This is a genomic window from Streptomyces sp. NPDC051133, assembly GCF_040682635.1.
Taxonomy (GTDB): domain Bacteria; phylum Actinomycetota; class Actinomycetes; order Streptomycetales; family Streptomycetaceae; genus Streptomyces.
Genome location: NZ_JBFBBK010000012.1, coordinates 1 through 19,419, shown reverse-complemented (window position 1 = coordinate 19,419; position 19,419 = coordinate 1). Strand labels below are relative to the sequence as shown.

Sequence of the window (19,419 nt, the reverse complement as noted above, 5' to 3'; positions counted from 1 at the left end):
GATTGCCGGGCGGCACGCGTTCGAGTGAGGGGCCGGCCTGCGGGACGGCGGTCACCCTCGGGCCGGCGGTGTGCGGGACGTCGGTCCCCCTCGGGCCGGCTGTGTGCGGGACGTCGGTCCCCCTCGGGCCGGCGGTGTGCGGACGGCGATCGCCCTCACCCGGACCCGGCGGCGACTTTCGGCCACCGCGCCCGAGCCCCTCGCGAGCCGGACTCGACCGGAACCCGAGCGGGGCTCGAGGAGGTCCGAGGGCGGCCCGAGAGGGGCTCGAGGGAGATTCGAGGCGGCTTCGAGGGCGGTTCGACCGCGATTCGACCGGAATTCGAGGGGGATGCGAAGGGGATTCGAGGGGGGATGCGAGGAGGGGCCGGGAAGGAGTCGTGAGGGATCCGTGGGGGGTGTGCGGGGGGAATTCGGGATCCCGGAGTCCCTGGGCGCTCAGCGGTCCTGCAACAGGCCGAGGACATTGCCGTCGGTGTCGATGACCGTGGCCACCAGACGCCCGCCGCCGACGTCGGCCGCCGGGTCCTTCACCGTGGCGCCCGCGGCGGTCACCTCGGCGAGCTTCGCCTCGATGTCGGGCACGTGCCAGTAGACGACCGGCGTGGCCATGCCCTGCGTACCCGCTCCCGGCACCAGCCCGATGTGCTGTCCCGCGACGTCGAAGCCGACGTAGAAGGGTTCGTCGGTCTGCGGTTCTACGCCGAGCAGGGCGGCGTACACCTTCTTGGCCGAGGCCAGGTCCGTGACGGGGTGCAGCACGGTCTTGATGCCCTGGGTGGCAGGGTCAGCCATCTTCACTCACTCCTGGGGGTCGGGATCTCGGAATTCATGCTAGGGAATTCCCACGTCACGGCGCTTCTCCGTTCTTGCTCGACTCCAGTGGGGTTCCAGCCATCTTTGACCGGAATCAAAGAGGGACTTGCCAGGGTGCGAGCGGGTTGTATCCAGAAGGGGAATCACGTGAAAAAGCTCGCATTGGTCACATCAGTGATCTTGGCCGGCCTGCTGGGGTCGACCGTCACACCGGTGGCGGCGCAGGACGCGGCGGAGGACGCCGCAGGTGGCGCGATCAGGCCGGTCGCCGGCAGCATCGCCTGGTCGCCGTGCCCGGACACGGACCCGAACCTCGGGAACCTGCTCAAGGGCCTGGAGTGCGGCTCCCTGCAAGTGCCGCTCGACTACCGCCACCCGGACGGCAAGAAGATCTCCCTGGCGCTGACCAGGGCCAAGCACACCGTCGCCGACGCCGATTACAAGGGTGTCGTGCTGCTGAACCGCGGCCAGTGGCCCGGGGGCATCGGCCGCGACCTGCCCACCCGGTACGCCAAGGGCACGAGCGGGCTGGCCCAGGACGTGGGCGGCGCCTACGACTGGATCGGCTTCGACCCGCGCGGTGTCGGGGCCAGCGAGCCGTCGGTCGTCTGCGACACCGACTACGTCGACCCCGGTTACGCCAAGCCGGACCCCGTGCCCAGCTCGCCCGCGGCCGAGCAGGCGCTGGTGGAGCGCGCCCGCGCCTACGCCAAGAGCTGCGGTGACATCTACGGCGACGAGCTGAAGCACCTCGGCACCAAGGACGCCGCGCGCGACCTCGACCAGATGCGGATCGCGCTCGGCCAGGACAAGATCACCTACTTCGGCACCGACTGGGGCACCTACCTGGGCTCGGTCTACGCGTCGATGTACCCGAACCGGGTGCGCCGGATGGTGCTGGACAGCGTGGTGAGCCCCAGCGGCGTCTGGTACCAGGACAACCTCGACAAGAACGAGACCACCGAGCAGAACGCGAAGATCTTCTTCGCCTGGGTCGCCAAGTACGACTCGGTGTACCACCTGGGTACGACCGAGGCCGAGGTCGAGGCGAACTACTACAAGGGTGAGGACGCGCTCCGCCGGTCGCCCGTCGACGGCAAGATCGGCCCGGCCGAGTGGGCGGACGTCTTCGAGCCGGTCGTCTACCGCAGCTGGACCTGGATCTCCCGCGCGAAGGTGCTCTCCGACTGGGTGGTGCGGAACGACCCGACGTCGCTGCGGGCCACCTACACGGTCCCGGGCTGGCCGCACCAGAACAGGCAGGCGGCGAACAACGCGGACCAGTGCCGCGACGCCTCCTGGCCGCGGGACTGGAACAAGTGGCACGCGGACTACTCCCGCCAGTACGCCGCCGGCAACCACTTCCTGACCTGGACGAACGCCTGGTACAGCGCTCCGTGCGCCTTCTGGCCGGTGGCCGCCAAGACTCCGCCGAAGGTCGGCGACAAGTCGGTGGACGTCCTGCTGGTGCAGCCGGAGTTCGACACCGCGCACGGGGACGGCGGCGCCTACGAGACGCACAAGCTGTTCCCGAACTCCCGGCTCATCCTGGAGAAGGGCGGCCACAACGTCGGTGCCGCGCTGTCGGCGAACAACGACACCTGCCTCAACACCTACGTCGGTGACTTCCTGCGGGACGGCACCCGTCCCGCCTCGCAGGACGGCGTCGACGCCACCTGCCAGGCGCCGGCGGACCCCGTGCCGGCGGCCTGACCCCGCCCGGCGGCCCCGCATGATCGCCATGCCTCATGCGGGGCCCCCGCGTCCGGGTCAGCGCGTGACGAGAGCCGCGCCGGCCCGGCGTCCCACGGCCAACTCCTCCAGGGTGTGCACCAGTTCGTTGGGAGAGGGAGTGGCCAGTACCTCCGCGCGCAGGCGCTCGGCGTTCGCCCGGATGCCTTCGTCCTCCAGCAGGCGGACGATCGCCGCACGGACCCCGGGCCCCGTCGCCTCGGCGGGGTTCATCGACAGCCCGGCCCCGCTGCGGGCCAGGCACTTCAGCTTCAGCGGCACGTCGAAGGCCCGGCTGACCAGCAGTTGGGGGACGCCGTGGCGCAGCGCGCAGCCGAACGACCAGGCGCCGCCGTGATGCACCATGGCCGCGCAGGTCGGCAGGATCTCGGAGAGCGGGACGGACTCCACCACACGGGTGTTGGCCGGCACCTGACGCAGCTGCCGCCGCGCCTCGTCCGGCAGGGTCAGCACCAGCTCGATCTCCAGGTCGCCCACCGAGTCGAGGATCTCCTGGAGGCGTTCGACGGGCAGCAGGTGCTGCACCGGACCGTCGTTCACCGAGTCGCCGAACGTCATCAGCACGCGCGGTGCCCGCGGCGGCTCGGCGAGCCAGGACGGGACGACCGCCGGCCCGTTGTACGGGACGAACTGCATGGGCAGCGTGGTCGGGCGGGCGTCGGGGCGGAACGCCTCGGGCAGCGGGTCGATGGTGAACTGCCCGCTCACCAGCTCCTCGGAGAACGCGAAGCCGTACTTCTCGGCCCAGCCGGCCAGCCAGTCGCCGAGGAGGTCGACGCGGTCCTCGGGCGGCTGCTGGGCCATGGCGTGCAGGTAGTCGTCCCGCATCCGGGGATAGACGTCGACCGAGTACAGCACCCGGGCGTGCGCGGCACCCACCGAGGCGGCGGCGACCGCGCCCGCGAACGCCTTCGCGCCCCAGAGCACCAGGTCGGGCCGCCACTCGCGGGCGAAGGCGACCAGGTCGTCCATCATCGAGTCGTTGGACCGCCGTGCCTGCGGCAGCACCAGGGTGCCGAACAGCCGGGTGACCTGCTCCCAGCCGAGCCGTTCGCGGTCCGGCCTGATGTCGAAGAGCGGGTCGAGCTCGCCCTGCGCGGGGCCCTTGCCGGCCGGCGCGGAACCCGTGGGGCGCCGCCGGTCCCGCTGCGCGCGCTCCTGCGCGCTCTCGCCGGGACCGACGGCGACGCCCGTCAGCCCGGCCCCGGTGACGGAGTCGAGGAGCTGCGGCCAGACGGCCACGCGCACCTCGTGCCCGGCCGTCTGCAGCGACCACGCCAGTGGAACCAGGTTGAACAGATGGGTCTTCCAGGGGAACGGCACGATGAGAACCCGCACGGCGGACTTCCTTAGACATGGGGGGACAGGGGGGGTGGCACGGGCGGACGCCGTGAGACGAACGGCGTACGCCCCTTTCCGCTCCCTGCCATCTTGATCAGGAGTCCCGCACAGGTCTTCTCCACGCTTGCCGGGTGTCACCGGTTGCGGCGGTGACCAGAAGTGTGGCCAGCACGACCACGAGGGTGCTGGGCACCGGGCCCACCAGGTCGCACAGAGCGCCCATGACCAGGATGGACACCGCCACACCGGAGGGCAGCAGGGTGGCCCGGAGCGTCACCACCGACGCGAGTTCCCCGGCGGAGGCGGCGGCCAGCAGACGGTTGTTGTAGTGGACGTAGGCGACCTCGAACAGCACCAGGAAGACCGCGTACAGCGCGAGCGTCGGCGCCGTGCGGCCGACCACCACCGCCGCCAGCAGCGGTGGCATGGGCAGCAGCGCCCAGGCGGCCGAGGGGAGCCGGTCGAGGTACCGCTGGGCCGGCAGGGCGGCGAGCGAACCGGCGAAGATCGCGACCGCCGAGACCGCGACGAACACGCCCACCAGCCGGGTGCCGCCGCCCAGCACGTGCAGCGGGATCACGGTGACGGCCACGGTGTGGAAGCCCTGCCAGAAGGCCACCAGGAGGAAGCGGGCGAACAGCCGGCGCAAGCCCGGGTCGTCGACGCGCGGGCGGGCGCCGGACGGGGAGCCCGCACCGTCCCGGGCGGCCCCGCCGGCCCGCTCGGGCGACGACGGCAACGCCCAGGCGAGGAGCGCGGAGCAGGCCAGCGTGGCCGCGTTGACGGCGAGCAGACCGCGCAGTGACAGGACCGCACCGGCCGGCCCGACCAGCGCCGCGCCGATGCTGAGCCCGGTCAACTTGCCGATCTCCGCGACGGTGTTGGCCCGGTCGAGGCGGTCCGGCGCGACCGTGCCGCGCAGGACGACCGACGTGGCCGAGCGGGTGATCGCCTCGAAGTACCCGCGGACGACGATGAGCGCGGTGGCGCCCACGAGCAGCGCGCGGCCCGGGACCAGGAGGGCGGCGGCGGTCAGGGCCAGGCTCGCCGCCTCGGCCAGCCGGACGAGCCGCTCCGGGGCGGGCCGGGCGAGCAGCCGGTTGAGCGGTGCGGCCAGCAGCAGCGCGGGCAGCCACGGCGCGCTCAGCACGGCTCCGGCGAGCAGCCCCGACCCGGTGACCGAGCCCACGTGCGTGGACAGGCTGACGAGGACGAGAAAACTTCCGAGCGTGTTCACGAAAAGCAATATCGGAGTGAAATGCGGCGAGCGGAGCCGCGCGATAAAAGATGTCATCCTAACCTCCTCCAGGGCTGGAGAATGTCAGAGATGAACAGATTTCAGCGAGGGTGGACTCTGTCTATCTTGAACATATGACAGAAACCATTGAAGGCCGCCCGTGCGTCGTGCTGGTCGATGCCTACGCGGCGGTCCGATCACTCGTTCTTGAATTCCGGAAGCAGGGCTGTTCCATCGTCCGCGTGCAAAGCACGCGCGAGGTGCCGTTCGTCTACCGGACGGCACCTTTCGTGCCCGACGACTTCGTCGCGAACATCGTGCACGACGGCGACCTGGACACCACCGTCGCCGCGGTCGCCGCCTTCGAGCCGGTCGCGGTGCTCTCGGGCGGTGAGATCGGGGTGGAGCTCGCCGACCTGCTGGCGGAGCGGCTCGGTCTGCCCGGCAACCCGACCGGCCTGAGCGCCGCGCGCCGCGACAAGCACCTGATGGTCGAGGCGATCCGCGCCGCCGGGCTGCGCGCGGCCAGGCAGCTGCGGGCCACCGACGCCGACGAGCTGGCCGCCTGGCACCGCGAGCTCGGCGGACGCGTCGTCGTCAAGCCGCCGCGCAGCGCGGGCAGCCAGGGCGTCTCCTTCTGCGACACGCCTCAGGAGTCGGTCGCGGCCTTCCGCGCCCTCGCCGACGCCGACGACGTCTTCTCGCAGCCCAACAACGGGGCGGTGGTGCAGGAGTACCTGCCGGGCACCGAGTACATGGTGAACACCGTCAGCCGGGACGGCCGGCACCAGGTGTGCGACATCTGGCGGACCGCCCGGGTCAGCCGCAACGGCGTCGTCGACCTCTGCGACGCGCTGTCGCTGATCGACGCGGAGAGCCGGGAGGTCGCGGCGCTCAGGGACTACGCGTTCGAGGTCCTGGACGCCGTCGGCATCCGGCACGGCCCGGCGCACCTGGAGATCCGGCTGACTCCGGACGGTCCGTGCCTGGTGGAGGTCGGCGCCCGGATCGCCGGCGGCGGCATCCCGGCCAGCGCCGGCCTCGGCATCGGCGAGTCGCAGCTGGAGTGGACCGTCGACGCCTTCCTGCGCCCCGAGCGGTTCCACGCCCGCGCCGGAACCCCGTACACGGTGCGCAAGCACTGCGCGATCTACGGCATGGTCTCGCCGGTGCGGGGCGTGCTCAGCGAGTACCGGGGCATCGAGGAGATCGAGCGGCTGGAGAGCTTCCACGCGCTCGTCGCGCTGGTCAAACCGGGTCAGGAGATCGCCCGGACGGTGGACGACCTCACCTTCCCGGTCGTCGTGACGCTGCTGCACGACCTCGAGGAGGTCGTGCAGCGCGACCTGAACACGATCCGCCATCTCGACGGCACCGGCTTCTACGTCCTCGACCGCGAGGAGGCCGGCTCCTGAGGGCACCGTTCGACCGCCGCCCCGCCGCAGTCGAACGTCACCGGCCCGCGGTGGCGGCGGCCGGCTCCCACCGCGTCCGCGTCCACGCGGGCCGGGGCACCTTGTAGACGAAGCTGACGGCGGTGCGCGGTTCGTTGGGGGTGGTGTTGGGGGCCGAGCGGTGCAGCACCATGCCGTCGAACATGACGGCCGACCCCGGCGCCAGGGGCACGGCGACGGCGTCCCTCCCACGGGGCAGGAGAGCGTCCGCGACGTGCGGCTCGACCGCGTCGGTCAGCGCCGGCTGGCCCGGCTCGCGCTCCTTGTCGCCGGAGTGCGGGAACAGCCCGTGCAGGTGGGAGCCGGGGAGGAACTCCAGGCAGCCGTTGCGCTCGGTGGCGGGCTCGAGCGCGATCCAGACCGTCAGGATGGCGTGCTCCTCCGGGTCGAAGCCGGGCGGGGCGAAGGCCATGTCCTGGTGCCAGGGCTTCGCCGAGCCCACCACGGCCGGCTTGGCCCACAGGAAGGAGTTCACCAGCGTGCCCGCGGTGCCGGCGACGCGGGCGACCGGCCCGCCGGCCAGCCCCAGCGACTCCTGTACGGCGTCGAACTCGGGCACGTGCCGGTGGATGCTGCCCGCCATCCGGAGCACCCCGGTGAGGGCTTCCTGATCCTGCTGCCAGGCCGCCCAGCCGCCGATGCCGGCCGCCTCCAGGACGAAGTCGCCGGACGAGACCGTACGGCCGCTCGCGAGGTCCTCGAGCCGGCCCACCGCGCTTCGGAGCCGGGCGAGGGCGTCGTCGTCCGCGACCGCGGGGAGCCGTACGAAGCCGTCCTCCCGCAGGCCGCGGGATTCGATGTCAACCGTCATTTTCTCCCTTTCCGCATGTTTCAGCGCGCCCTATTACGCATGTTCAAGCGCGCCCATTCTCCGTGTTCAAGTGCGCGCTTTCCGCATGTTCAAGCGCGCGGCTCGCGGCCGTTGCCGCGTCTTCTGCGCCCTGCGTATTCTTCCGAGTCGTGAGGCCGTTTGGCCACACAACAATGTGACGAAGGGAGAGAAGTATGTCGGACCGCGACTTCATCGAGACCCGTGACGCTCAGCAGGAGACCAGCAAGTGGTAATCCGCTGACGAGCAAGACCCGCCGCCCGTATGGAATTGCGTGCCACGCATTTCCGTGCGGGCGGCACGTCGTCCGAGAGAGGTTGAGATGGTAGGTAATCGCGTTTCACACGTCATCGACATTCCCGCCGACCTGCTGGCGATCGACGACTCCACGGACGACCGCTACTGGGCGTCGGTCGGGCGTGTCGTCGACCTCGCCGAGGAGAAGGGCAGGACCGCCGACGGGATCCCCCTGCTGGCCAGTGTCGTGGTCGGCCACCCGGAGTGGCCGGTGCGGGCCGGCGCGGTGCGGCTGCTGGCCGCGCACCACGCGGGTGTCCCCGCCGCCGACGCCGCCGTGGCCGCGGCGACCCACGACACCGTCGACTGGGTCGCGTTCACCGCGCTGAAGGTCATCACCGAGCACCGGATCTCCGCCGCCGTGCCCGACCTCATCCGCATCTCCGGCTGGCCCAGCAACTTCACGCGCCCCGACTGGGCGCGCAAGCCCGTCGGCTGCGGTGCCGCGCTCACCAAGCGCGCCCTCATCGCCGTCTTCGGCACCCGCGACCCCGCCGAGCTGCGCCGTCTCGAGGACGAGTACTTCTCGGACATGCGGTCCCGCATCGACGCCGCGCGCAAGCGGACCCGGAGCCACGAGGACGTCGTCCTGGTGCCGGCCGGCCCGGCGATCATCGGCGCGAACGAGCAGCCCGACGCCTTCCGCATGGCCCAGGACGACACCACGCTGCGCGCCGTCGACGTGCCCGCCTTCCACATCGACCGCACCACGGTCACCAACGCGCGCTACCGCCGGTTCCTGGAAGAGGCCGGCGACTCCGGTGAGTTCGACCACCCGGACCAGCCGCTGGAGCGGTCGCACCGCCCCGCGCACTGGCACGACCCGCGCTTCAACGCGCCGGAGTTCCCGGTCGTCGGCATCGACTGGTACGACGCCTACGCCTTCGCGAAGTGGGCGGGCGGCTCCCTGCCCAGCGACATCCAGTGGGAGAAGGCCGCACGCGGCGTGGACGGCCGCCGCTACCCGTGGGGCGAGGACTGGGACCCCGCCCGGGTCAACTACGTGGAGCGGTCCTTCGGCGAGGCCGTGGCCGACCTGGACTCCCTGGAGGCACTGCTGGTCACCATCGAGCAGGGGGAGAACCCGGCGCACCCGGTGCTGCCGGCGGACGCCCTGCCCGAGGGCGCGAGCCCGTACGGCGTCCTGCAGATGTCGGGGAACGTCTGGGAGCTGACCCGGACCAACTTCTACACGGGTGAGGACATGGACCCCTTCTTCAAGGGCCGCCACCCGCTGGACTTCATGAACCGCAAGGAGGCCTTCCACGTGCTGCGCGGCGGCACCTGGACGTCGCCGCCGGCCTGCCTCACCACGTTCTACCGGGGCAAGGACCTGATCACCGACCGGCACATGGAGGTCGGCTTCCGCTGCGTGTACGAGACGAGCGACTGATGCGTCTGACCTCCCTCGGCCATGCCGCGGTCCTCGTCGAGACGGGGACGGAGCGGATCCTCTTCGACCCGTGGCTCACCCAGCGTCTGGACCGGTTCTGGGAGCACCACCCGCCGTTGCCGGACGACCTGGTCGCCCGGGTGCTCGACGAGGGCGTCGACTACGTGGTGCTCAGCCACCACCACTTCGACCACCACCACTTCCCCTCGCTGCTGCGGCTGGTCGACGGCGCCGACGTGGACTTCGACGACAGCCCGCGGCAGAGCTCCGGGGTCACCTGCATCTACCCCGCGGGCCCGGTGCCGCCGAAGCTGACCGCCTCCGGGCTCGGCCACCAGGCGATCGCCTGGACACTGCGCCGCTTCGGCTTCGAGCGCCTGCACCCGGTGACGCCGGGCGACACGGTCACCCTGGGCGGGGCGACCCTGCGGACGTTCCCCTCGGCCGTGTCGTTCCCGGAGATGAGCGTGCTGGTGCAGACGGACGACGCCGCCGTCATGCTGTGCGGTGACGCCCTGCTGCACGAGGACACCGTGGCGGCGTTCCGCCGCGACGACGCGCCCCGCCTCGACGCCGTGTTCGTCCCCGCGCACAGCATGTCGCCGCCCGGCGTGCTCACCGAGCGCCGCCCGGTGACCGACCCGGACGGGGCCCGGGCCCGTGCCCTCGCCAACTTCGACCGGTACGTCGACGCGATCCCCGCGGCCGTGACGGTGCCCTCCTCCTTCGGCTGGCGGATCAGCGGCGACGGCGAGCGCGACTACTCCTGGTGCAACCGGACGATCTTCCCGCTCTCCCCGGTCCAGGCCCTGCGCCGCCTGGACGAGCTGGGCCGCGACGGGCTGCTGTGGGGCCCGGGCCAGGTCATCGAGGTGGCCGGCGGCAAGGCCGTACCGGCCGACGGCCCGGTCGCGCCCGGGGCGTACGACTTCGACGCGGTGTACGCCGAGGTCACCCTCGACCCGGACACCCAGGTGCCGCCGTTCGACGCCTCCCTGGACAAGTACGGCCGGCAGACGCGCGCCGGCGAGGAGTTGCTGCGCGAGGTCCTGGACCGGCTGGTGGCGACCGACTACTGGTACCGGGCCCTGGACGACGGCGCCGGACGGCACGTCGTCTCCCTGTACGAGGACGACGGCAGCGAGACGTCGTTCCTGCTCGACCCGGTGGCCGACCGCGTCACCCGGCTCGGCGCGGGACCGGCCCGCGGTCATGTCACCGGCGCCGAGGGCTGGACCGAGATGGCGGCGAGCACGCTGGAGGCCATGCTCGACGCCGACCTGCTGTTCGGCAGCTCCTTCGCCCTGTGGGCGAGCGACGGCGTGCTGCTCTCCGCGGTCTTCCACCACCCGTCGTTCTACACCCGGCACGTGGACCGGGCCCTGCGGGAGGCGAGCGGCACATGAGCGACGCGCCCGCAGCGGTCCTGCTCGACCACGAGAGTGCCTGCCTGCGCGACAACCCGCTGGGCGACCCGCACCGCCGCCGGATCGAGGTGCACCTGCCGCCGGGGTACGACGGCGTGCGGCGTTACCCGGTCGTGTACTGGCTGCCCGGGTTCGGCGCCCACCCCAGTCTCGGCGGCCGGGCGCTCGCCTTCGGCGCGTCCGTCGCCGACCGGCTCCGCGAGGCGATGGCGGACGGCCGGGTGCCGCCCGCGCTGCTCGTCGTGCCCGACGGCACCACCGCCTACGGCGGCTCGCAGTACATCGACTCCGCCGCCTCCGGCCGGTACGCCGGCCACCTCGCCGAGGTCGTCGCCGAGGTCGACCGGCGGTTCGCCACCCGGCCGGAGCCGGCGTGGCGCGCCGTCGCGGGCAAGTCCAGCGGCGGCTACGGCGCGCTCGTCGCCGGCATGACGTCCGAGCTGTTCGGGTCGGTGCTCGCCTTCTCGCCCGACGCCGGGTTCGAGCACTGCTATCTGCCGCTGCTGCCCGCCACGCTCGACACCGTGCGGGCGGCCGGCGGCGTCGACGCCCTGCTGGCGCGCCGGGGCAGCGGCCCGCACGACGTGCCCTTCATGGTGGCGATGAGCCTCGTCGCGATGGGCATGTGCTACGCCGACGACCCCCGGACCACCCCGGCGGACGCGCTGCCCTGCGACCCGGAGACGGGCGTGTTCCGTGACGAGGTGTGGCAGCGCTGGCTCACCCACGACCCGGTGCGGATGCTGCCCGCCCACGCCGGACGGCTCGCCGGGCTCGGCCTGTTCCACCTCAGCGTCGGCGAACGCGACGACTACGGCATGCACTGGGGGGTCCGGGCGCTGCACACCGCCCTCGACGCGCACGGCGTCCCCCACCTCTACCGGGAGCACGAGGGCGGACACCACGGCATCGAGTACGTCTTCGCCGAGGCACTGGCCGAGCTGTGGCGGGTGTGGCGGGAACCGGAGCGTGACGCATGTGCGGCATAGCGGGCTTCATCAGCCTGGACGGACGGCGGGACGCGGCGTGGCTGGACGCGCTGGGCCGGACCATGACCGCCGCCATGGCGCACCGCGGCGAGGGCGCCTGCGCCCCGTACGTCTCGGAGTGCGGCACCGTCATGCTCTGCGCGACCCGGCTGGCGGTGCGCGACCGCTCCGAGGCGGGCGACCAGCCGATGACCGACCCCACCGGCCGGGTCGTCCTGGTGCACAACGGCGAGGTCTACGGCTCCCGTTCACCCGCGCCGCCGCTGTGGCCGCGCCGTACCACCTGTGACACCGAGTTCGCGCTGCAGCAGGTCTGCCGCGAGTCCGACCCGGCGGCCGCGCTGCGCCCGCTGTCCGGCATGTTCGCGCTCGCCTGGCACGACACCGCCTCCGGCCGTGTGGTGCTGGCCCGCGACCACTTCGGCGTGAAGCCGCTGTTCTACGCCCGCGTCCACGGCGGGCTGCTGTTCGCCTCCGAGCAGGGGGTGCTGCTGCGCACCGGCCTGGTCACCCCCGAGGTGGAGCCGGAGGAGTACCTGCTGCGCTCCTGGATCCGGATGGACGCGGCCGACGACCACACCTGGCTGCGCGGGGTGGGGGCGCTGCAGCCCGCCGAGTACCTGGTGGTCGACCGGCCGCGCACGAGCACGCACCGCTACTGGCAGCCCACCCCGGTGGACGGCCTGGTCGGTGCCGAGGAGATCAGGGCCGCCTTCGACCGGGCGATCGCCGAGCGGTCCGTGTCCGACGTGCCGCGGGCGGCGGTGCTCAGCGGCGGCGTGGACAGCACCGCGGCCGTGGCGGCCCTGACCGCGCTCGGGGTGCCCGTCGACGGGTACGTGCTGCGCTACGAGGACGGCATCGGCGGCTCGGGCGACGACGTGGTGCACGCCGCCGAGGTCGCCGGCCGGCTCGGGGTGCCGCTCACCGTCTGCGACCTGGACCGGCACACCGCCGCCGACCTGGTGCCGGTGCTGCCCACCCGGCTGATGCGGCCCCTGCTGCACGGCGCCGAGCTGGCCATGCACCACCTGTACGGGACCATCGCCCGCGACCGGAACGTGGTCGTCTACTCGGGGCACGGAGCCGACGAGCTGTGGGGTTACCAGGCCGGCCGGTACTTCCCCGTCGTCGACCCCTTCGCACCCACGTACATCCACGGCCGCCACTACCTGACGAATCAGCTGTACTCCGACGAACGGCCCGTGTGGGCGCGGCTCGTGACGTGGATGGCGGGCGAACTCGGCGTCGACATGACGGCGGTGACCGACCGGGTGTGGGAACGCACCATGGACGAGTACCGGAACCTCAAGACGGCGTCCCCGCTCAAACGCGGCCGGTACCACCTGCTGCGGCGCTTCCTGGTCTACGTCAACGACATGGTGGACGCCACCTCGGCGACCTTCACCCTGGAGGACCGTCCCGTCTTCCAGGACGTCGCCCTCGCCGAGCTGGCCTTCCGCTGCCCCGAGCACCTGAAGGACCGCGGCGAGCCCGGCACCAGTCACAAGGGGCTGTTCAAGGACGCCCTCGCCGACCTGCTGCCCGACTCGGTGCGGCACCGCCGCAAACAGGGCTTCCCGACCCCCACCGACCCCGGCTACGTCCGACAGCTGGCGGAGCTGGCCGACGGGCTCGGCTCCCCGTTCGGGCTGCCGCCGCTGCCGGCCGGGCTCCGTGCCGAACTGGGCGTCGGCGAATGGATGTTCCTTGCATCGACCTCCGCCTGGCTGGACCACCTCGCGGAGCTGAGAACCGACCCGAGGAGTCATGGTGAGCAGTACCGTCCCTCCGTGGCGCTGGCAGATTCTGGCCGGCGCGGCCGACCTTGACCCGGTGCCCCCGGCGCTGACGGAGGCCGAGGCCCAGGACTGGTGCAACTTCGTGCTGTGGCGGCCCTCCGCCCTGCCCGAGGGCTGCGACACCGCCGTCGGCACACTGCGCCGCGAAGCTCCCCCGGGACGCGTCGACGCGGTGGGCCGCACCCCGTGGAGCGACGCCAACCCGGCCGGCTACCGCACCGAGATCTCCGGCGGCGGCCGCCGGCTGCGGCTGAAGCAGTTCCTGTACGACTGGGCGTTCCCGGCCGCGGACCACCCGTGCCTGTGGGGCAGCGAGACCCGGCCGTTCGGGATCGGCGAGGGACGCGTGGCCTGGCTCGGCACCGACTATCTGGGCCATCCGGCCGGCAGCGCCCGGCTGGCCCGGACCACCGTCGAACTGTCGGTGCTGGAGGGCGAGTTCTCCGACGATGAGATCGTCGCCCTGTTCGCCGCGCTGCGCCCGGCCGTGCCGGAGGCGGTGCCCCGGGTGCTGGGCACGCCGTTCGCCGAGCTGAGCTACTGGGCCCGGCACCCGGCCGACATGGTGTCGGTGCCCACCGGTGTCTTCTCCTTCCACCGGCGCGGGCGGGAGCACGAGGGCGACTGGGTCCCCTCGGCGGACGTCACCGCGTTCCTCACCCGGCAGGGCGTGCCGGTGTCGGTGGGCGGGTTCCGGGCCGAGAGCGCCGCGGCCTTCGGCGACGGCCGTGCCGTACGGGAGCTGGACGTCGTCTATCTGTCCGCGTCCGGCGACGAGGTGCGGCTCACGGCGCAGCGCACCGGCGGCGGCCGGCTGGAGTTCCCGCCGCAGCGGGACAAGCACCCGGCGAGCGACGAGCTGCGCGACCTCGACGGCCGACCGGTCCATCTCGGCTACCTGAGCACCGAGTTCGGGGCCTGCGACGCCTGGTGGCAGCACCCCGACGGCTACGACCTCAGGCTGCTCGGCAGCGCGGGTGCGGGCCTCGGGCGGGAGGCGTTCATCGGCCTGGTCGCCGAGCTGGACGCCGGGCTGCGGCTCGCCGGCCGGGCCGAGGTGCTGGGATGAGCGCGGCGGGCCGGCCGGTCCTCGACCCCGCCACCGGCCGGGCCCTCACCCACCTGCCGGACACCGACGGGCCGGGCGTCGCCGACGCCGTCGCCCGGGCGGACGCGGCCTTCCACGAGTTCTGGGCGGACACCTCCCCGGCCCACCGCGCCGGGCTGCTGCGCGACCTCGGCCGGCTGCTGCGCGACGACCGCGACGAGCTGGCCGCGCTGGAGCGCAGCAACACGGGCAAGCCCACGGCACGCGCCCTCGGCGAGGTGGACTTCGCCGCCGAGGTCGTCGACTGGTTCGCCGCGGCGGCCCGGTACCCGGTGGGGGAGACCCATCCGGCCGGGCCCGGCATGCGCACGTACACCGACCGGGTTCCGGTCGGCGTGTGCGCGGCGATCGTGCCGAACAACTACCCGCTCCTGCTGGCCGTCTGGAAGATCGCCGCGGCGCTCGCGTACGGCAACACGGTCGTCGTCAAACCGGCGCCCGAGACCCCGCTGTCGCTCGGCCGTCTGGTCGAACGGGCCGTCGACGTGCTGCCCAAGGGCGTACTCACGGCCGTCCACGGCGGCGCCGGGCCGGGCCGGCTGCTCTGCGGCCACCCGGCCGTCGGCATGGTCTCCTTCACCGGCTCCACGGCGGCCGGCCGCGAGGTCGCGCGCCGCTGCGCCGACGGCCTCAAGCCCGCCTCGCTGGAGCTGGGCGGCAAGAGCCCGGTCGTGGTCTTCCGCGACGCCGACCTCGACGCGGCGGCGCGGGCGGTCGTCACCGGCTTCACCGGCAACACCGGCCAGGTGTGCGTGGCGGGCAGCCGCCTGATCGTCGACCGCGCGGTGCACGCGGAGTTCGTCGGGCGCGTGGCCGAGCTGGCCGGTTTCCTCCGGGTCGGCCGGCCCGAGGACCCCGGCACCGACCTGGGGCCGCTGATCAGCCGGGCCGCCGCCGACCGCACGGTGGAGGTGGCCGAGGAGGCGGCGGCGCGCGGCGCGCGGATGATCCTGCCGCCCGGCCGCTCCACGGTCCGGCACGACCTCGACGGCGGGTTCTACGTCCACCCGGTCGTCCTGGACGACGTGCCGTACGACAGCCGTGCCTGGCGCGAGGAGATCTTCGGCCCGGTGCTGTCCGTCGCGTCGTTCGACGACGACACCGAGGCCCTCGCCCTCGCGCACGACACCGCGTACGGCCTGTCCGCCTCGGTCTGGACCTCGGACGCCGACCGGGCCGAGCGGTTCGGCCGGGCCCTGCGCGCCGGCATGGTGTGGGTCAACACCTGGGGGGACACCGAGGAGACGGTCAGCGTCTCGGGTCTGGGACAGTCCGGATACGGCCGTGAGCTGGGCGTCCACGCGGTGGAGGGCTACACCAGGCCCCGCGCCGTCTGGGTGGCCCACCGGACGGGGAGGTAGGCGGCGATGGATCACGGCACGTTCCCCTGGCTCGACTTCCGCAGCGACACCCGTACCGTGCCGGACGCCCGGATGCGGGCGGCGATGTCCGGCGCGGAGGTCGGCGACGACGTGTACGGCGACGACCCCACGGTCACCGCACTGGAGGAGCAGACCGCCGAACTGCTCGGCACCGAAGCCGCGTTGTTCACCCCGACCAGCACCATGGCGAACCTGCTCGCGCCGCTCGCCGTGCCCGGCCCGGGATCGCCCGCGCCCCGGGTGATCGCCGGCGCCGGCAGCCACATCGCGTTCCTGGAGGCGGACGGGCTGCGCCGCTTCGGCGGGGTCGGCCTGCAGACGGTGGAGCAGCGTCCCGACGGCCTGCCCGACCTCGACGCCCTGGAGGACCTGCTGGCCGCCGGGGCGGACGCGCCGACCGTGGTCTGCCTCGAGAACACGAGCATGATGTGGTCCGGCAACGCGCTCGACGCCGAGGCGACGCGCACCGTGGCCGCGCTGGCCCACCGGTACGGCGCCCACCTCCATCTGGACGGCGCCCGGCTCGCCAACGCGGCCGTGGCCCTCGGCGTCCCGCTGCGGGAGCTGGCGGAGCCGGCGGACAGCGTCACCTTCTCGGTCTCCAAGGGGCTCGGCGCGCCGGTCGGCGGACTGCTGTGCGGGACGCGCGAACTCGTCGCCCGGGCCCGCGAGTCGAGGACGTGGCTGGGCGGATCGCTGCACCAGGCGGGGGTCGTCGCGGCGCCCGCGCTGGTCGCGCTCGGCCGGCTGCCCGACCTGGCCGGCGACCATGCGACGGCCGCCGCGCTCGCCGCCGGGCTGGAGTCGGTACGCGGTGTGGAGCTGTTGCGCCCGCCCCGGCCGACCAACATCGTCATGGCGCGGATCGCCGGGCTCACCCCGGACGCGTGTGCGGAGCGCCTGGCCGCACACGGGGTCAGGGTGCTGCCGCTGCCGAACGGCTACGTGCGCTTCGTGACCCACCGGTCGCACGACATGATCGGCGTCCGCGAGGCCGTCAGGGCGCTGGCCGCCGTGGCGGAAACGGCGTCCACGTTCAGGTGACACGCGTGCTCGACGTGCTTGTCTGGCCCGAGACATGACATGAACTACCGCATGGAACAACCGACATGGATGGAGTAAGCATGACGGAGGCAGCACCGCCGCGCGGCCTGGAGGAGCGGCTGCGGGACACCCGCGCCCGCCTGGAGAAGGACGTCGACCTGTGGGTGGCGACCGCGGGCGGCTCGACCGGCGTCCACCTCGTTCCGCTCTCGTACCTCTGGGACGGGACCGCGATCCTCATCTCGACGCCGCGCACCTCGATCACCGGCCGCAACCTGCTGGCCGACGGCCGGGTGCGGCTCGGGGTCGGGCCGACCCGGGACGTCGTGATCATCGAGGGGGCCGCGGAGCCGGTGGACGTCGCCGAGCTGGGCGCGGACACGGCCGACACGTTCGCGGACAAGACCGGCTTCGACCCGCGCAAGCTCGACGACTACCAGTACTTCCGGATCGTGCCCCGCCGCATCCAGGCCTGGCGCGAGGCGAACGAGCTGGCCGGGCGCGGTCTCATGCGCGACGGCGCCTGGCTCGGCTGATCCCACAACCCCGGCGCCTCACCGCGCCGGTGCCGGCCGGTCACGCGGGTGACCGGCCGGCACCGGCGGAGTCCACCCGTTCTTGACCGGAGCTGAAGAGGGTTTTGCCACGCTGCGAGCGCTAGGCATCCGTCATTTCTGGAAGGGCGAATATGGGAGCAATCGAGGTTCCGGTCCTGATCGTGGGCGGCGGCGGATGCGGTCTGTCCGCCTCCGTCTTCCTGTCCGACCAGGGCGTCGACCACCTGCTGGTGGAGCGGCACCCGGAGACGTCCAGAATTCCGAAGGCGCACTACCTCAACCAGCGGACGATGGAGATCTACCGTCAGCACGGCGTCGCCGAGGACGTGCTCGCACAGGCGGCACCGCTGGACAAGTTCGGCAAGGTGCGCTGGATGACCACGCTCGCCGGCGACGGACCGCTGGACCGCCGCCTGATCCATGAGATGGACGCCTTCGGCGGCGGGGAGCTGGAGGAGACCTACGCGGCGGCCGGGCCCGTCCTGCCCGCCAAGCTGCCCCAGATGTGGCTGGAGCCGATCCTGCGCCGGCACGCGGAGGACCGCAACCCCGGGCGGATCCTCTTCCACCACGAGGTGACCTCCTTCTCCGACGAGGGCGACCACGTCCTGGCCGAGGTGCGCGACACCGAGACCGGGGAGATCACCACGGTCAAGGCGCAGTACCTGATCGGCGCCGACGGCGGCCGCTTCGTCGGCCCGGCGGTCGGCATCGAGATGCAGGGACCGCCCGGACTGGTCAACACCACCACCGCCTACTTCTCCGCCGATCTGTCCGAGTGGTGGGAGGAGGGCACGCTCATCACGCACTTCCTCAGCCCGGAGGACCCCGATCTGTCCAGCAACCTCATCGAGATGGGGCCGAGCTGGGGCAAGTCCTGCGAGCAGTGGGGTCTGCACTTCGCTCCCGGCCCGCCCGGACGCTGGGACACCGAGACGGTCGTCCCCCGGATCCGCGAGCTGCTGCGCATACCGGACCTGGAGATCACCGTCCACAAGGTCACGGACTGGATCGTGGACGCGATCCTCGCCGACCGCTACCGGGTCGGCCGGGTGCTGATCGCCGGTGACGCCGCGCACAAGCAGCCGCCCGCCGTCGGCCTCGGCCTCAACACCGGTGTCCAGGACGCCCACAACCTCGCCTGGAAGCTGGCCGCGGTGCTCAGCGGCCGCGCGCCCGACAGCCTGATCGACACCTACGAGGCCGAGCGCCGCCCCGTGGGCCGGCAGAACGTCGACTGGGCCGTGTCCGCCGCCGTCCACCACCAGGCGGTCATCGACGCCGTCGGCGCCGGCCACAACATCCCGGCGGGACGCCGCAGGCAGCGGCTGGAGGCGTACTTCGACCCGTCCCCGCTCGGCGACACCGTGCGGGCGCGCGCCCTGGAGATCTTCCACACCCATCGGGGCGGCTGCCAGTCGCTCGACATGGAGGTCGGCTTCCACTACGAGGACGGCGTGGTCCTCCCCGACGGCACCGAGCCGCCGGCCGTCGTCCCGATGCGCAACGAGCACACGCCGACGTCGCGCCCGGGGCACCGGCTGCCGCACGCCTGGCTCACCCGGGACGGCCAGCGCCTGTCCACCCTCGACGTGGCGAGCCGGACCGACTTCACGCTGATCACCGGCCCGGAGGGGACGCCGTGGTGCGAGGCGGCGGCGCGGGTGGCGGAGAAGTTCTCCATTCCGGTCGTCACGGCCCGCATCGGCGCCGGCGAGGAGTACGCCGACGTGGACGGCGGGTGGGAGGCCGTCCGGCAGATCGGTGACGCCGGCGCGCTCCTGGTCCGCCCCGACCATCACGTGGCCTGGCGCAGCACGGACGGCGCCGCGGACGCGGAGCTGGTCCTGGTGGAGGCGTTCCGGTCCCTGCTGGACCGCTGAGCCGCAAGCGATCGAGCTGGGATACGGCGCGCCGATGGAGGACGTGGCGCGGCGGGCGCGGGTGGGGGTCGGCACGGTCTACCGGCGCTTCCCGAGCAAGGACGTGC

At 72.8% G+C, this 19,419-nt stretch carries 16 protein-coding genes; 12 read left to right on the top strand and 4 right to left on the bottom strand.

Annotated features, from left to right (window positions below; translation table 11 throughout):
• Positions 1-438: 438 nt before the first annotated feature.
• On the bottom strand, positions 439-795 hold the full coding sequence (locus AB0N17_RS14655) for a VOC family protein (RefSeq protein ID WP_366011669.1): 357 nt from the start codon (positions 793-795) through the stop codon (positions 439-441).
• A 168-nt stretch (positions 796-963) separates the two neighbouring features.
• Between AB0N17_RS14655 and AB0N17_RS14650 the strand changes: the two genes are divergently transcribed.
• On the top strand, positions 964-2,529 hold the full coding sequence (locus tag AB0N17_RS14650) for an alpha/beta fold hydrolase (RefSeq protein ID WP_366011668.1): 1,566 nt from the start codon (positions 964-966) through the stop codon (positions 2,527-2,529).
• A 57-nt stretch (positions 2,530-2,586) separates the two neighbouring features.
• Here AB0N17_RS14650 and AB0N17_RS14645 read toward each other — a convergent pair whose 3' ends face one another.
• Positions 2,587-3,906, bottom strand: a complete 1,320-nt coding sequence (locus tag AB0N17_RS14645) for an activator-dependent family glycosyltransferase (protein WP_366011667.1) — start codon at positions 3,904-3,906, stop codon at positions 2,587-2,589.
• 97 nt (positions 3,907-4,003) lie between these two features.
• Complete coding sequence (locus AB0N17_RS14640) at positions 4,004-5,146, bottom strand: hypothetical protein (protein WP_366011666.1); 1,143 nt, start codon at positions 5,144-5,146, stop codon at positions 4,004-4,006.
• 134 nt (positions 5,147-5,280) lie between these two features.
• On the opposite strand from AB0N17_RS14640, the gene AB0N17_RS14635 reads away from it, so the two are divergent.
• A complete protein-coding gene (locus AB0N17_RS14635) occupies positions 5,281-6,561 on the top strand; it encodes an ATP-grasp domain-containing protein (RefSeq protein WP_366011665.1) in 1,281 nt (426 codons plus the stop codon).
• A gap of 37 nt (positions 6,562-6,598) precedes the next feature.
• Here the strand turns inward: AB0N17_RS14635 and AB0N17_RS14630 are convergent, their stop codons facing one another.
• Positions 6,599-7,411: a phytanoyl-CoA dioxygenase family protein gene (locus tag AB0N17_RS14630; RefSeq protein ID WP_366011664.1), complete on the bottom strand. Its 813-nt coding sequence runs from the start codon at positions 7,409-7,411 to the stop codon at positions 6,599-6,601.
• A 341-nt stretch (positions 7,412-7,752) separates the two neighbouring features.
• Between AB0N17_RS14630 and AB0N17_RS14625 the strand changes: the two genes are divergently transcribed.
• The 10 genes from AB0N17_RS14625 to AB0N17_RS14580 form a co-directional block, all read left to right on the top strand.
• The gene (locus AB0N17_RS14625; RefSeq protein WP_366011663.1) at positions 7,753-9,120 is read left to right on the top strand and encodes an SUMF1/EgtB/PvdO family nonheme iron enzyme; all 1,368 of its coding nucleotides are present in this window, start codon (positions 7,753-7,755) and stop codon (positions 9,118-9,120) included.
• Complete coding sequence (locus AB0N17_RS14620) at positions 9,120-10,526, top strand: MBL fold metallo-hydrolase (RefSeq protein ID WP_366011662.1); 1,407 nt, start codon at positions 9,120-9,122, stop codon at positions 10,524-10,526. Before AB0N17_RS14625 ends, AB0N17_RS14620 begins: the two co-directional genes overlap by 1 nt.
• Positions 10,523-11,536, top strand: coding sequence for an alpha/beta hydrolase-fold protein (locus AB0N17_RS14615; RefSeq protein WP_366011661.1), 1,014 nt, complete (start codon positions 10,523-10,525; stop codon positions 11,534-11,536). Before AB0N17_RS14620 ends, AB0N17_RS14615 begins: the two co-directional genes overlap by 4 nt.
• Positions 11,524-13,368, top strand: a complete 1,845-nt coding sequence (locus tag AB0N17_RS14610; RefSeq protein ID WP_366011660.1) for an asparagine synthase-related protein — start codon at positions 11,524-11,526, stop codon at positions 13,366-13,368. The genes AB0N17_RS14615 and AB0N17_RS14610 overlap by 13 nt, the downstream gene beginning before the upstream one ends.
• On the top strand, positions 13,307-14,407 hold the full coding sequence (locus tag AB0N17_RS14605) for a hypothetical protein (protein WP_366011658.1): 1,101 nt from the start codon (positions 13,307-13,309) through the stop codon (positions 14,405-14,407). Before AB0N17_RS14610 ends, AB0N17_RS14605 begins: the two co-directional genes overlap by 62 nt.
• A complete protein-coding gene (locus tag AB0N17_RS14600) occupies positions 14,404-15,807 on the top strand; it encodes an aldehyde dehydrogenase family protein (protein ID WP_366011656.1) in 1,404 nt (467 codons plus the stop codon). The genes AB0N17_RS14605 and AB0N17_RS14600 overlap by 4 nt, the downstream gene beginning before the upstream one ends.
• 6 nt (positions 15,808-15,813) lie before the next feature.
• Positions 15,814-16,872 (top strand): GntG family PLP-dependent aldolase, encoded by a 1,059-nt coding sequence (locus AB0N17_RS14595; RefSeq protein WP_366011655.1) that lies wholly within the window; start codon positions 15,814-15,816, stop codon positions 16,870-16,872.
• A gap of 80 nt (positions 16,873-16,952) precedes the next feature.
• Positions 16,953-17,408: a pyridoxamine 5'-phosphate oxidase family protein gene (locus tag AB0N17_RS14590; RefSeq protein WP_366011654.1), complete on the top strand. Its 456-nt coding sequence runs from the start codon at positions 16,953-16,955 to the stop codon at positions 17,406-17,408.
• 152 nt (positions 17,409-17,560) lie between these two features.
• Entirely contained in the window at positions 17,561-19,312 is a 1,752-nt protein-coding gene (locus AB0N17_RS14585; protein WP_366011653.1) for an FAD-dependent monooxygenase, read from the top strand.
• Between the two features lie 34 nt (positions 19,313-19,346).
• Positions 19,347-19,419, top strand: a 73-nt coding sequence (locus AB0N17_RS14580; RefSeq protein ID WP_366011814.1) for a helix-turn-helix domain-containing protein, incomplete at its 3' end; no start/stop codon positions are given.

Bases quoted from the DNA above. Each gene is read 5' to 3' on its own strand.
- AB0N17_RS14655 (WP_366011669.1), bottom strand. From the start codon at position 795: ATGGCTGACCCTGCCACCCAGGGCATCAAGACCGTGCTGCACCCCGTC.
- AB0N17_RS14635 (WP_366011665.1), top strand. From the start codon at position 5,281: ATGACAGAAACCATTGAAGGCCGCCCGTGCGTCGTGCTGGTCGATGCC.
- AB0N17_RS14630 (WP_366011664.1), bottom strand. From the start codon at position 7,411: ATGACGGTTGACATCGAATCCCGCGGCCTGCGGGAGGACGGCTTCGTA.
- AB0N17_RS14625 (WP_366011663.1), top strand. From the start codon at position 7,753: ATGGTAGGTAATCGCGTTTCACACGTCATCGACATTCCCGCCGACCTG.
- AB0N17_RS14620 (WP_366011662.1), top strand. From the start codon at position 9,120: ATGCGTCTGACCTCCCTCGGCCATGCCGCGGTCCTCGTCGAGACGGGG.
- AB0N17_RS14615 (WP_366011661.1), top strand. From the start codon at position 10,523: ATGAGCGACGCGCCCGCAGCGGTCCTGCTCGACCACGAGAGTGCCTGC.
- AB0N17_RS14610 (WP_366011660.1), top strand. From the start codon at position 11,524: ATGTGCGGCATAGCGGGCTTCATCAGCCTGGACGGACGGCGGGACGCG.
- AB0N17_RS14605 (WP_366011658.1), top strand. From the start codon at position 13,307: ATGGTGAGCAGTACCGTCCCTCCGTGGCGCTGGCAGATTCTGGCCGGC.
- AB0N17_RS14600 (WP_366011656.1), top strand. From the start codon at position 14,404: ATGAGCGCGGCGGGCCGGCCGGTCCTCGACCCCGCCACCGGCCGGGCC.
- AB0N17_RS14595 (WP_366011655.1), top strand. From the start codon at position 15,814: ATGGATCACGGCACGTTCCCCTGGCTCGACTTCCGCAGCGACACCCGT.
- AB0N17_RS14590 (WP_366011654.1), top strand. From the start codon at position 16,953: ATGACGGAGGCAGCACCGCCGCGCGGCCTGGAGGAGCGGCTGCGGGAC.
- AB0N17_RS14585 (WP_366011653.1), top strand. From the start codon at position 17,561: ATGGGAGCAATCGAGGTTCCGGTCCTGATCGTGGGCGGCGGCGGATGC.